General features: G+C 53.7%; 10 protein-coding genes. 2 read left to right on the top strand and 8 right to left on the bottom strand.

Going from position 1 to position 13237, the window contains the following annotated elements; translation table 11 throughout:
* Window positions 1-4: 4 nt before the first annotated feature.
* From J0A68_RS18645 to J0A68_RS18630, 4 genes are all read right to left on the bottom strand, one after another.
* Window positions 5-1360: a hypothetical protein gene (locus tag J0A68_RS18645; RefSeq protein WP_206579753.1), complete on the bottom strand. Its 1356-nt coding sequence runs from the start codon at window positions 1358-1360 to the stop codon at window positions 5-7.
* On the bottom strand, window positions 1357-2418 hold the full coding sequence (locus J0A68_RS18640) for a c-type cytochrome (protein WP_206579752.1): 1062 nt from the start codon (window positions 2416-2418) through the stop codon (window positions 1357-1359). The genes J0A68_RS18645 and J0A68_RS18640 overlap by 4 nt, the downstream gene beginning before the upstream one ends.
* Window positions 2419-2544: 126 nt before the next feature.
* Window positions 2545-3258 (bottom strand): acyl-[acyl-carrier-protein] thioesterase, encoded by a 714-nt coding sequence (locus tag J0A68_RS18635; protein ID WP_206579751.1) that lies wholly within the window; start codon window positions 3256-3258, stop codon window positions 2545-2547.
* Window positions 3255-4427, bottom strand: coding sequence for an MFS transporter (locus J0A68_RS18630; protein WP_206579750.1), 1173 nt, complete (start codon window positions 4425-4427; stop codon window positions 3255-3257). The genes J0A68_RS18635 and J0A68_RS18630 overlap by 4 nt, the downstream gene beginning before the upstream one ends.
* A gap of 632 nt (window positions 4428-5059) precedes the next feature.
* On the opposite strand from J0A68_RS18630, the gene J0A68_RS18625 reads away from it, so the two are divergent.
* The gene (locus tag J0A68_RS18625) at window positions 5060-5662 is read left to right on the top strand and encodes a hypothetical protein (protein WP_206579749.1); all 603 of its coding nucleotides are present in this window, start codon (window positions 5060-5062) and stop codon (window positions 5660-5662) included.
* 710 nt (window positions 5663-6372) lie between these two features.
* Here the strand turns inward: J0A68_RS18625 and J0A68_RS18620 are convergent.
* The 4 genes from J0A68_RS18620 to trxA form a co-directional block, all read right to left on the bottom strand.
* Window positions 6373-6867, bottom strand: coding sequence for a YeeE/YedE family protein (locus J0A68_RS18620; protein WP_206579748.1), 495 nt, complete (start codon window positions 6865-6867; stop codon window positions 6373-6375).
* A 12-nt stretch (window positions 6868-6879) separates the two neighbouring features.
* The gene (locus tag J0A68_RS18615; protein WP_206579747.1) at window positions 6880-7461 is read right to left on the bottom strand and encodes a YeeE/YedE family protein; all 582 of its coding nucleotides are present in this window, start codon (window positions 7459-7461) and stop codon (window positions 6880-6882) included.
* A 485-nt stretch (window positions 7462-7946) separates the two neighbouring features.
* Window positions 7947-9368, bottom strand: a complete 1422-nt coding sequence (locus tag J0A68_RS18610) for an MBL fold metallo-hydrolase (protein WP_206579746.1) — start codon at window positions 9366-9368, stop codon at window positions 7947-7949.
* 87 nt (window positions 9369-9455) lie between these two features.
* Entirely contained in the window at window positions 9456-9776 is a 321-nt protein-coding gene (gene trxA / locus J0A68_RS18605; RefSeq protein WP_206579745.1) for a thioredoxin, read from the bottom strand.
* Between the two features lie 167 nt (window positions 9777-9943).
* Between trxA and J0A68_RS18600 the strand changes: the two genes are divergently transcribed.
* Entirely contained in the window at window positions 9944-12928 is a 2985-nt protein-coding gene (locus J0A68_RS18600; RefSeq protein WP_206579744.1) for a glycosyltransferase family 117 protein, read from the top strand.
* The last annotated feature ends 309 nt before the right edge of the window (window positions 12929-13237 follow it).

Genomic DNA, 13237 nt, shown 5'->3' with positions numbered 1-13237 from the left:
CCCCTCAGTGCCAGCGCCAGTTGAGTATCGCGTTTACATGCAGCATTTCCACCTTGTTGTAGATTTGGTTTGGGGTGAGCTCCTCCTCGCCCAGAGGACCTTTGGCCACGAAGAGCAGGTGGATATCCGCGTTTTTGACCGAGCGGGGGTGGTATTTCAGCCCCAGATTCAGTTGGCGGTAGCTCGGGAAGTTGTACTTATTGCCACCGGGATCGTCCCTATCCGCCAGCCAGTGGAGTCCAGCATGGGCATAAACGTCCAGATTTGCCTTTTCCATCTTGTATTCCCCGTACAGAGACAGGGCATCCACCCGCTGGTAGCCCTCGTTTCTCTCCCGGGGGATGAAGCTGTACCAAGGGTCTTTGCCCCACTCTCTCGGACTCAGCCAGCGCCCTCCGCCGCCCACATGGGTATAGTTGAGATGGGTGGTCCATCGGGAAGTGGACCAGCCAGCCCTCGCCGAGAGGGCGAAGTTGGCATCCCCTGGATCTTTGTAGCGTAGCTGCGGGTCGGTGTTGCCGCCCTCGCCTACCCCAAGCTGCAAGGAACTCTGCAAGCCGGCCATGCCAGTGCCAGCGCCGAGCTTTCGCCTGCGCTCCAGCTTTAGGCTCGTGGTGGAGAAAAGATTGTGGGCCAAAGTCTGCGAAAAACTGCCCTCCAGCCCCTCGCCCAGCGTCCTCCCCACTTCGGCTATGCCGATCCACTTGCTCTCGGTATTGCCAAAATAGCGCGAAGGCCCACCCTCGACGGATCTCCCAACGGGAAAGACGCCGACGGTTTCCCCCACGCCCATCCACCCGCTGCTCCCCCGGATGCTCATTCTGCCGATCACCCACAGCCGGAGCGCCCATTTGTCGTCGGGCCTGTAGCTCAGATGCAGCCCTTCCACCGCGGTGGGGGAAAGCCGGCCGTCCTGCGGATTAACCCAGTCGGTGTTGATCCCCATACGGCCTGCCTTGATGCTAAACTTCTCCGTGAAATACTCCAGGGAAAGTGTCTCCAGCTTTCCGAAAAACCTATCCCTCAAATCCAGCAGGTCAAACAAGCCCACCTCATAGCGGTTGCCCTGTCCGGTAGTCGGGTCAGGATTCCAAATGTCCGAACTGGCCACGTTGGCAAACAGCCGGTATCCAGCATGCAGTCTCAAGTGCTCCGCGTAGGTGATTTTGCCTCCCAGATTCAGGCTCATGCCCAAGGCATAGTCTTCCTTGAAGTCCCGACTGGGATAGGACGTGCTCATCCAAAACGTCCGAAAGTGCAGGTCTGGACTGAGGAGAAACCTGTCGGCTGGCTCCTGAGCCCAAGCCTGAAGCGCTGACCCAAGAAACCAAAGGCTAAAGCCTATCCGCTTGAGGTTCATTTGGATTTGCTTTTTGCATCCTGGATGGGGCCGAATGGACCAAACTTGTGCTGCTCTTCTGAGAACCCATCCGAATAGGGCCCAAATGGGTGGTCCATGGGTTTCTTGGAAATATCCGGCCAGTCCTTGGACAGGTCTTTTTGCGGCCTTTCCAGGCTGTTGACATAGGCGGCCACATCCCAGGCCTCCTCATCGGACAAGATCGGCGACTCATAGCTCGCCCCCAGCGGCATGTTGGCCTTCACATAGCCTGCAAACCTGGACAGCCTAAAAAGACCCGCGCCCGAGTTGTAGCTGTGCGCTCCCCAAAGCGGGGGGTAGAGGTAGCCCGTCCCGTCTGGTTTGCCCACTCCCTGCCCGTCAGGCTGGTGGCAGCTGGCACACTGGCGCTCATAGACCAGCTTTCCCTTTGCGGGATCTGCCGCGCGATCCAGTAGCGGCACTTCATAGATGCCCGAGCCCTTTGCCATCTGTCCCTTGGGGACGTCTTTGCCTAGCCAGCTGATGTAGGCGACCATCGCTTTCATTTCCCTGGAATCCCGCTCGAGCGGTTGCCCGTTGAGACTGCGCTCAAAGCAGTCGTTGATACGCTTGGGGATGTCCTCTTCGGTGCCCGACCTGGCGCGCAACTTCGGATAGTTGGCCAAGACGGAACCGTAGTTGTTGCCCAGCGGTGCCGTGCCCGCATTGAGATGGCAGTTTTGGCAGTTCATGCCATTGGACATGGCTTTCACTTTGCCGGCAGGCCCCAAAAATGCCGCCGTATTGGCCACGAGCTCCCTGCCATACCGGATGTCGTCCGCATTGGCTTCGGCCTCCACGGAAGTCCAGTCGGGTGCTAGCCACATGCCTGCGGGATCTGCGAGTGATAGGTTGGCGGGAATATTGACCGGAGGTTTTTCTTCTGTCAAAGCCAAGTCAGGCCTGTCGGAAAACACCCACCCGAAAGAGCCGAGGTAGACTAACCCACCGACGACGGCCGTCAGTACCACGGTCAGCGCCAACAAGCCCGTCAAAAGCCCGATCAATTTGACAAAGGAGCTGTTCATCGAATCCATTGCGTCTGGTTAAGGTACAAAAATCGGCAACTCTGCCTGGCCAAATCTGTGACTGGAGTCACGTCTTGGCATAAAAAGAACAATTCCAACGCGCTTGGAGAAAGGGTACGCTTTTCGCCCCAAAGGCTAAAACGCGACGATAAAGACGAGCTTCTCCCCTATCCTCCCCTCGACGAAGCTCTCGGAAGCCCCTTCAAAAAGCCGCAGCTCCACCAGGTCTCCGCCAAAGCACTCCGCCTGGTAGTTGATGGCGATCTTGGAGGGAAAAACCTTCCGGTCGGCCAGGAGGTTTTCCACCCAACGGATGTAGGCGGTATTGTTTACATGATAGTTGAGGTCCAGGTCGGAAAAGCGCACCTTGATCACCTCAGTGGCGACCAGATCCCCCTTGGCAACCAACTTTTGGGGTTGATGGTCGGGCTTCACCATGGGATCGTAAAGCGCCGGAGGCAGCACGACTTCCGCTTTCTGGATACGCTTGGTGGAGGAGTTGAGCAGAAGCCAAGAGGACATCCCGCGAGCCAACACCCGTCCGTGCCGATCGGTGACGAGAAAGTCGCGAAAGGCGAAAAGCTTGTCCGCCCCCTTGGATCCGGTATAGAGACAGATCGAATCGCCCCACTTGGGAAACTCGACGATCTCGATTTCCAGCCGGGCCAAGGCCCACATGAGGCTGATCTCGGAGAGGTTTCTCCCGAAATCGGCCGAGTCCGCATGTCCCCAAGCGATCTCCTGAAACAGGTCCGCGAGACAGCTCAAGCGGATGTTTCCTTCGGGGTTGACTTGGTACGAACCTACTTCAAATGAAAGGGTGAATTGGAAGCTTTCCGTTAAGATCATGCAGTGGCTTTCTTTGGGAACTTGGGTGGGATCAAAAACACCTGTTTTCGAACGCTTGAGAGCACCAAAATACCCATTCCACACATTGCCACCAAGGCAAATGAAGTTTTTAAGTCAAATAATTCAGCCACAAATCCGATCAGGGGCGGGCCGAGCAAAAAGCCGAAGAAGGAAATCGTGGACACCAATGCCAACGCCACGCTGGGCGCATAAAGCTTGGACCGGCCGGCGATGCCGTAGGACAGGGGAATGATCGAAGCCACTCCCAATCCCACCAGCAGGAAGCCCAGCGTCGCGGACCACACCGTCGGCAAAAGTACCGATAGCAGCAGGCCCAAAAAGATGAGGAATCCGCTGACCTGGATCACGGCCACCTTGGTGTAGCGGGCGGCCAGCTTGTCGGTGACAAATCGCCCCGAGGCCATCGCGCCCATGAACGCAACATAGCCGAGAGCGACGAGTTTGGGATCGGCCAGCACGACCTTTTTGAAGTACACCCCGCTCCAGTCAAACATGCAGCCCTCGCTCATCATGCCCAGAAAAGCGATCAGGCTCACCCGCAGCAGCAGTGCATCCGGCTTCTTCAGTACCAGTCCCCCACCCTCGGAGGATTTTTCTTCCTTCACGATCAGGCCCTTGGAAAAGAAGATGATCAGCAGGGATATCACCGACACCACACCAAAATGCTGCGCGGGGCTCAGCCCCAAGAGGATCAACGCCCCTCCCAGCCCGGCACCGGTAAATCCGGCAAGACTCCAGAGCCCGTGAAACGAAGCCAGGATACTCTTGCCCATCTGGTCTTCGAGATCCAGGCCTTGGGTGTTCATCGAGATGTTCATGACATTGCCCAGCATGCCGTAGCACACCAGGACGGGCAGCAGCGCCCAAGTGCTGGGGCTCAGACCGATCAGGGGCAGGGTGAGCGCATAGGCAACCCCTCCAGTCAGGGCTACGGCACGGCTGCCAAACCTGTGGACAGCCCAGCCCGCGATGGGCAGGCCAATGACGGAGCCTATAGGCAAGAAAAGCAGCAAAGTTCCAAGCTGTCCCTCGGAGAGGCCAAATTTGGTTTGGATATCGGGGATCCGGGAAGCCCAGGTGGAAAAGCAGAGGCCGACGAAGAAAAACATCGCCCCCACGGCCACACGGCGTTTGGAGAGGTAGTTCATAGGATAGTTGGTAGGTTTGATGGCGCTGCGAAGATAGCCAAATTGCCCCGCAAATCAGGAAAGAATCACCAGGGGGCCAAACTATTGCCCACAGGTGGTAGTTTTGTCAAAAAAGAAAGAAAATGGAGTTTGTAATCGTGGGCGCCGTGGTCATCTCGGCCATACTTCTGATCAGGTTTATCGTCAAGAAGGTTTTTGGGTAGGAAGCTGGGACGTGGGAGGTTTGGAGGTAGGATGTCCGATGTCGGGTGAGACCGAAGACTGGCCTGATGGGGATTATTGGGTGCTTCGGTTATTTTTCCAAGTTAAGAGCCACTCCCGCCCCCGTAGACAAACTACTTTTCCAAAGTTTGAAACTTTGGAAAAGTTTATCTCGGCGTGATGGCCATCCTCGTTAGACACAAAACCAAACAGAGAACCACTTCACCTAGGGGATATTTAGTTTTGTTTTCGGGAAGTATGATATCTTTAGGGTTAAAATGAGAAAGTCCAAATCCAATTTTTTAACCCAAGATTGGCTATCAGTCTAGAAGACAAGGCATTTCACCCACCCTGCTCCAGACTACACAGTCAGCATGAAAGCAATTCCCAAAAGAAACCATCCTTACACGGCAAAACGCCCTATTGAACCAATGAAAAAAACACTCCTTTTTCTCTTATACTTTGTAGCGGTGCAGGCGGCATTTTGCCAAGTCAGGGGCTCGGACTCCAAAGAGAACCTGCAAAAGTCATTTCTAGCCTACAACAAACTTATCATCGACCAAGAGTTTGAAAAATCACTGGATTACATGTTGCCAGAGTTTTTCGAGATCGTGCCCAGAAGTCAAATGGTCACGCTGATGAATCAAATCTATCAAAACCCTGATCTGGATTTTGAGATGGGCGAACCCACGATAGGCGAAGTTGGAGACATAAGGCAAATCGAAGGCAAATACTATTCAGAAATCAGCTACAGCTATGATATCAAGATGAGATTCAACAATATGGAGAAAAGCGATGACGAAGAGCAGAATCGAATGAATCAGAATCTCCTAAGACTGGCATTGGAAAAGACTTTCGGTCCCGGGAATGTGGTCTATGACGAAGAATCAACGGACTACAACATTCACTCGATAAAAAACGCCTACGGAATTTCCGAAAATGGCAATTCGGACTGGAAGTTTGTCGTCGTTGAGAAAGACCAGAAGTTTATCTTGGAAAAACTTTTGCCTAAAGAGCTGACGCAAAATTTATAGAAACAGCCCCCCACTAGGCGTAAAATATTTATTTTGTGCTGAGTGGAATCCTCGACAACCGTCACGAGCAATTCCACCCTCCTACCCCTTCCAATTTGCAATTGGCCAAAATCCCAGACCCCGAAGGGGTCAAACCTTTTGCTAGCCATGGGTGTAACCCATGGCCAAAAAAAGGTCGCCAAGCGCCCCCGACCCCGAAGGGTGTCGAACTTACATCGGTAGGCTCAACCCCTTCGGGGTTGCTTTGGTTCTTGGACATTCCTTTCTCCCCCCTTAGGTTCGACATGTTTCGACAAGCTAACCAAACGCGCTCACCTACCTGTGACAAGCTCACTTGCAACTCAATAGAACAGAGGAAAAATCGGGCGGGCACTCGCTCGGGCGCCAGAAAATCGCAAACATAGAGAATGGCGACCAATCCCGAAGGGATGGCATGTTTATAGTAAAACATTCTGCCAAGGACATTCGACCCCATCGGGGTCGTACCCATCATAACTTGATCGAGCTATAAACATCCGACCCTTTCTGGGTCGTCTTTTTTCATGCCCCTATCCCTTCCCAATTTGCAACTATCCCTAGCTCTCCGCCCCGCAAGTGTCTCCACCTGCGGCTACAGAAAACAAAAAAGCGAGTGGGGACACTCGCTCGGGCGCAGACAAACAACTTTTCCAAAGTTTGAAACTTTGGAAAAGTTCATCGCATCAGGTTAATCAATTCGGCAATTTATCGGCAAACTTGCCATAGACCCAAGTTCCAGCCAAAGCGGAGATCAGGGTCACCAGCACTACGGTGTAGCCACTGCCGATCTGCGCAAAGAGCGGCCCGGGACAGGCTCCTGTGATCGCCCAACCCAGACCGAAGATAAATCCTCCGATCACCTGGCCTTTTTTGAAGACTTTGTCGGGAATCAAGATGGTCTCGCCGTGGATGGTTTTGATGTTCAAGCGCTTGATCAGCTGCACTGAGATCATTCCCGTCACCACCGCCGAACCGATCACCCCATACATATGGAAGGACTGGAGACGGAACATCTCCTGAATCCTAAACCAGGAAATGATCTCGGCCTTCACAAACACAATCCCGAAAAGTGTCCCCAAAATGAGGTATTTCAGGAGCTCTAGGCCTTTGTCGTGGTTTTGCTGAAGGTTGGGAGCCACGCAATTTGGATCCTCAACCCCTGTATTTTTTACTGCTACTTTTGACATGTTCTTGTTGGTTTAGAATCCTACGAGTTTCATCAGTGGCTCCAGGAGCACATGGGTCATCAGGAATCCCCCGACCATGAAGAAGATCGTGGCGATCACCGAAGGCCACTGCAGGGAGCTGATTCCCATGATCGCATGGCCTGAGGTACAGCCTCCGGCATAGCGCGTTCCAAATCCCACCAGGAAGCCCCCCAGCACGAAGAAGAGCAGCCCCTTTCCGGTGAAGAGGTTTTCCCAGGAGAATATTTGCGAGGGCATCAGGTCGGAATAGTCCGTAATGCCCAAAGCGGCCAGGTCACGCTGCGTAGCCTCGGAGATCACGATGGTGTCCGGATTGGCCAAGAAATTTGTTGCCAAAAAGCCGCCGATCCCTACCCCCAGCACAAAGAGGAGATTCCAGGTTTCTTTTCGCCAATTGTAGGAGAAAAAGGGAATGCCCGCGGGCACGCAGGCGGCGCAGATGTGCCTCAGCGAGGAAGAGATGCCGAAAGTTTTGTTTCCCAAGATGAGCAATGCCGGGACCGTGAGTCCGATTATTGGCCCGGCCACATACCAGGGCCAAGGCTGGGAAAGCCATTGAAGAAAGGTGTTCATGAATATCTGTAAATCAGGGAGATTGGAAATGTATGAGACGGGAGAGCGGGGAGTAGTTAATAGTAAGTGGTAAACAGTAAGTGGTAAATGGTAGCTGTAATCGGTTTTACTTCTCACTACTAACTACTTACGACTCACTCCTTACAAGCGCAGCGTCAGAGGTAAATGGTAAGCAGTAAACGGTAAGTGGTAAGTAGTAGCTGCAATCGGTTCTACTACTCACTACTCACTACTTACTACTCACTCCTTACATACGCACCGTCAGAGTAAACGGTAAGTGGTAAACAGTAAGTGGTAAGTCGTCGCTGTAATCGGTTCTACTACTCACTACTCACTACTTAAGACTCACTCCTTACAAACGCACCGTCAGAGTAAACGGTAAGTGGTAAACAGTAAGTTGGTAAGTGGTACCACTACTCACCACTTACTACTCACCACTCACATCTTGCTACTTGATACTAACTTCTAGCTACCATCTACTCAGACTACAGCAGCGTCGTCGGACAGACGTAGTCTGACACGGCAAACTTGCCGGAGTCTTTGAGGGCCTTGAATCCACCGGCGATGTCCACCAACTTGTCATAGCCTCTCGCTCTCAGGATGGAATTGAACACCATGGAGCGGTAGCCGCCTGCGCAGTGCACGTAGTAGGTCTTGTCCTTGTCCACCTGGAGCATGCTCTCGTTGATGTAGTCCAAAGCCGCATTTTCGGCGCCGACGACGTGCTCGGAGAGAAACTCGGAGTTTTTGCGGACGTCAAGTATATGGATGTCGGGATCGCTTTCCTTGATTTTCGCAAGCTCCTCTGCAGTGATGGACGTGATGGAGTCCACTTCGTTTCCGGCTTCCTTCCAAGCCTTGAAGCCGCCCTTGAGGTATCCGATGGCATAGTCATAGCCCACCCGGGCCAGTCTGGTGATGACCTCTTCCTCTCTGCCCTCCTCGGCGACGACAAGAATCTCCTGCTTCAGATCGGGAATCATCGCCCCTACCCACACGGCGAAGCTGCCGTCGATACCGATGTTGATGGAGTTGGGGACAAAGCCCTTGGCGAAGGTCTGCGCGTCTCGGGTATCAAGGATCAAGGCACCGGTCTCGTTGGCCGCAGCCTCAAACTCGGCCGGGGAAAGGGGTCTTTCGCCCCGCTCCAAAACCTCGTCAATGCTGTCGTATCCCTGGATGTTCATCATCACGTTTTGCGGGAAATAGGCCGGCGGCGGAGTCAGACCCGTCAGCACCTGCTTTACAAATTCCTCCTTGCTCATCGGCTGGAGGGCGTAGTTGGTCTTCTTCTGGTTGCCCAGGGTGTCGGAGGTCTCCTTGCTCATGTTTTTGCCGCAGGCAGACCCTGCGCCATGGGCTGGATAGACGATCAGCTCGTCGGAAAGCGGCATGATCTTGTCTCTCAGCGAGTCGTAGAGGTGGCCTGCCAGCTTCTCTTGGGTCAGGTCATCGGACACTTTCTGCGCCAGGTCGGGACGCCCCACGTCGCCGATGAAGAGGGTATCCCCGGTGAAGATCGCCTCCTCTTTCCCTTCCTCGTTGATGAGCAGGTAGCAGACGGACTCCATGGTGTGGCCGGGCGTGTGGAGCACGCGGATTTTGGTTTTGCCCAGCGTAAACTCCTGGTTGTCTTTGGCAACGATGGCTTCGAAGCCCATTTTCATCTCGGTAGGCCCATAGACGATCTTGGCTCCGGTCTTTGCCGCCAGATCCTGATGGCCCGACACGAAGTCCGCATGGAAGTGTGTCTCAAAGACGTACTTGATCGTGGCATTGCGGCGCTCGGCCTTCTCAATGTAGGGCTGCACCTCTCTCAGTGGGTCGATCACCGCGGCTTCCCCTTCGGACTCCAGGTAATAGGCTCCTTGGGCAAGGCATCCGGTATAGATTTGTTCGATTTTCATATGGCTGTTTTTTTGGATTTTTTCAAAATTTCAATTCAAAATTATCAAAGTCCTCCGCTACTGGAAGCGACTTTTGTCACAGTCGGATCAGGCCTGCGCGAGCAGGTTGGACTTGACGGTTTGGACCAACTGATGGGCTGGCACAACTCCCGACTGTCTCCAGAGGAGCTTGCCTTTGTGGAAGAGGATCAGCGTGGGCACCCCTCTCACCTGGAATCTGCTCGCAGCCAAGGGATTTTTGTCCACGTCCACCTTGATGATTTTCACCTGCCCCCCGAGCTGCTTGCTGGCGTCCTCCAGGATGGGCTGCATCGTCTTGCAGGGTCCACACCAGACGGCGAAGAAATCCACCAACACGGGCGTGTCCCCATCTATCAGCTCTTGAAATGTTTTCGCTTGCGTACTCATGGCTCTTTTCTTTTGGATGATACAAATGTAGAGACCCTCGGGTCTTTGACACAGTAATATTTGTCACACCTGCATTTGGGCTAACTCCAGGCGGTTTTAAAAAGTGCTAAAAAACCCGGACTTGGCGTAAATTTTCATATTTTCGCCGCGACTAATTTCCCCTCTTAATGCTCAATTATAAGCAGATCAATAACGTCACCGGCTGGGTCATTTTTGCTGTTGCCACACTGGTCTACATCCTGACCGTAGAACAAACCGCCAGTTTTTGGGATCCGGGTGAATTCATCGCTTCCTCTTACAAACTCCAAGTACCCCACCCTCCCGGGGCTCCGTTTTTTCTTTTGGTCTATCGGATGTTCGGTTTCCTCGCCATGGGTGACGGGCTGCAGGTCGCCTATTGGATGAACGTCGGCAGTGCGCTGTTCTCCGGATTTACCATCCTGTTTCTGTTTTGGTCGATTACGCTTTTTGGGAAAAGGCTCTTCTCCATCCAGGACGGACAGGAGACCAAGGGCCAGACTATCGCCCTGATGGGCTCCGCGATCGTGGGATCGCTGATCTACACATTTTCTGACAGCTTTTGGTTTTCGGCAGTAGAAGCCGAGGTGTACTCCATGTCCTCCTTCTTCACGGCGATTGTGATCTGGGCCTTTTTGAAGTGGGACGTGATCAAAGATCCCAAGCTGGAAAACCAGTGGATGATCTTCATCGCCTACCTCGTTGGCCTCTCCATCGGTGTCCACTTGCTGAACCTGGTGACGCTGCCTGCTTTGGCGCTGGTTTACTATTTCAAAAAATACCCCAACCCAAGCTTTAAGGGTGGCATCGCCGCGATGTTCCTCGGTGGCGTGGCCCTCATCATCATCAACAACCTGATCATCCCCGGCCTGCCCAGCATCGCCGGCTCCATGGAGATCTTCTTTGTCAACAGCATGGGCTTGCCCTTCGGCTCCGGCATTGTGGTGTTTATGATCCTTTTCTTGGGAGCCTTGGTCTACGGCATCCGCTATTCGATCCAGAAGCAAAAAACGCTACTCAACACAATTCTGCTTTCGCTCACCTTCATCATGATCGGATACGGCAGCTACGCCTTGATCATCGTCCGCTCCAACCAAGACCCGATCATCAACCAAAACGCGCCCAAGGACATCATCAGCTATGTGTCTTACCTGAAGCGTGAGCAGTACGGCTACCGTCCCCTGCTCCACGGCCAATACTTCACCGCCCAGCTGGTGGATCAGGAAGAAGGTGCGCCGGTCTATATGAAGGGCAAAGACAAATACGAGATCGTGGACTACGAGCTGAAAAACACCTACGATCCGAGCAAAACCACCATTTTACCCCGAATCTATTCCACCCAGGAAAACCACAAGCGCATCTACCGCTCCAAGCTCGGTCTGCGCGAGGGACAGGAGCCGACCTTTGGCGACAACATCTACTTCATGCTCAGCCACCAGCTGGGACACATGTACTGGAGGTATTTCATGTGGAATTTTTCCGGGAGGGAAAGCGACTTCAGCGACGCTCCTTGGATGGGGATCGCGGATGCCTTCAGCGACAAGTACCCGGACTACATCACCGAAAACAAAGGCCACAACAACTACCTGATGCTGCCTTTGCTGCTGGGGATCATCGGTATTTTCTTCCAAGCCAAAAAAGACCCCAAGTATTTCTACGTCAACCTCATGCTCTTCCTGATGATGGGCGTGGTGCTGGTGCTTTATCTCAACTCGCCGCCCGTGGAGCCAAGAGAGCGGGATTACATCTACGTGGGTAGCTTCTACGCCTTCGCCATCTGGGCGGGGATGGGCGTACTCGCCATCGCCCACGGCCTGGCCAAAGCGACCAAAAACCTCGGCACGGCCGGGATCATCGCCACTCTGATCACCTTGCCGGTGGCTGGACTCATGGGAGCCCAAAACTGGAACGACCACAACAGAAAGGGACGCTTCTTCTCGGTGGATTCGGCAAGAAACTTCCTCGCATCCTGTGCTCCCAACGCCATCCTCTTCACCGGCGGGGACAACGATACCTTCCCGCTCTGGTACGTACAGGAGGTCGAAGGCTTCCGTACCGACGTGCGGGTGATCGTCCTCAGCTACTTTGACACCGACTGGTACGTGCAGCAGATGACCAGCCAAGCCAACGAGTCCGATCCCCTGCCTTTCTCCCTGCCAAAAGAACGCTACCAAAAAGGCACCAACGACGTACTCTATGTGATGGAGCAGGAAAACCTCAACGCCATCTCTGCCAGGGAATACCTCAAGCTGATCAACAGCGGCTCAGACCTCCTGAAGATGAAGACCGGCGGCAAAAGCGTGGTCAACATGGTACCTTCGCGAAACCTGATCATGGAAGTCGACAGCAGCTTCGTAGCCAACGAGGAGATCGTACCGACCCAGTTCCGCGAGTTCTTTGCGCCGCAGATGAACCTGCAGATCAAAGGACAGTATGTCACCAAGGGAACTCTCATGCTCATCGACCTCATCGTAAGCAACAACTGGGACAGACCCATCTACTTCAACAACACCTCCCTCTCCACCATCGGGATCAACGTCGCCGACCACGTGGTGATGGAGGGAATGACCTACCGTCTCCTGCCGGTGAGAAAGCCTGACTATGTCCGCGACGAGCTGGTCAACACAGACATCGCCTATCAAAACTACATGGAGAAGTTTTCCTTCCGTGGCATGGACAATCCCGACGCATACTACGACGAGGAATACAGACGCTTCACCTCCAACCACCGAAGCTCGCTAAACAGCATCGTCATGGCGCTGCTGGACGAAAACAAGATGGAGGAAGCCGCAACCCTGCTCAACTATGGCCTGCAGACCATCCCCAACGAGGCTGTTCCTTACGACCTGAGCAGCGGACAGTCCGTGCCGCTCTTCTTCGAAGTGGGAGAAGACGAAAAAGCCCTCGATATCATCGACAAAATCTCCAAGAAATCCCTGGACATGATCGAGTTCTATACCCGTGAAGACAGGGGCTATGACCGCGAGATGATGATCTCCATCGAGATGGTGAAATACTTCATCCCGCTCCTGGAGGAAAGAGGCTATCAGGAAGAAGCCCAAAGCCTACAGTCACGCCTCCAAAGCCTGATCGGCGCCGACAGCGCCGCGCCTGGCATGTTGGAGAGAAGGTAACGCCAAACAATTGAACACGAAAAAAGGGCCCCGGATTAGATCGGGTCCCTTTTTTCATTTAGACAGCTACCCGTTCCATTACAGATCGTGCCTGTGGCACTCTTGAAAACAACAACTACACACGAAAACCCGGAATTTCATTCCGGGCTAGTACGGTGCGTGCCTTTGGCACTGTGACTGACACCCGCCTGTCTAAATAGACATCGCCGGAACACCGAAAATCGCCGAAGGCGGGTTTGGCGTTTGCAGCGATTACCGTGCGTGCCGTCGGCACTACGACTTACCAACGGGGCAGAATAGCGCCGAAGG

It is taken from the genome of Algoriphagus oliviformis, assembly GCF_017254915.1.
GTDB lineage: Bacteria > Bacteroidota > Bacteroidia > Cytophagales > Cyclobacteriaceae > Algoriphagus > Algoriphagus oliviformis.
This window is presented reverse-complemented; position numbering and strand designations above follow the sequence as displayed.